This window comes from Halomonas sp. ND22Bw (assembly GCF_003011945.1).
GTDB classification, from domain to species: Bacteria; Pseudomonadota; Gammaproteobacteria; order Pseudomonadales; family Halomonadaceae; genus Halomonas; species Halomonas halophila.
This window is the reverse complement of record NZ_PXWD01001198.1, coordinates 1-259: the sequence shown is the minus strand read 5'-3', so window position 1 is coordinate 259 and position 259 is coordinate 1. Positions and strand designations below refer to the sequence as shown.

1 protein-coding gene is annotated in these 259 nt (G+C 62.2%); it reads left to right on the top strand.

What is annotated here, in order from left to right:
• On the top strand, nucleotides 1-259 hold a 259-nt coding region (locus tag CVH10_RS21960; protein ID WP_146143270.1), incomplete at both ends, for a Tn3 family transposase.

The window sequence follows — 259 nt, the reverse complement described above, 5'->3', positions numbered from 1 at the left end:
AGGCACGATCCCGGGCGGGTCGATTGAAAACGGCGTTCTGCATATCGAGAAACTCGAAGCCGCCGCGCCGACAGGCGCCGAAGATCTGGTGCTCGATCTCTACAAGCAGATCCCGCCCACGCGCATCACCGATCTCCTGCTGGAGGTGGATGCGGCGACCGGCTTCACCGAAGCGTTCACCCATCTGCGCACAGGAGCACCCTGCGCTGACCGGATCGGGCTAATGAACGTTATCTTGGCGGAAGGGATCAACCTCGGC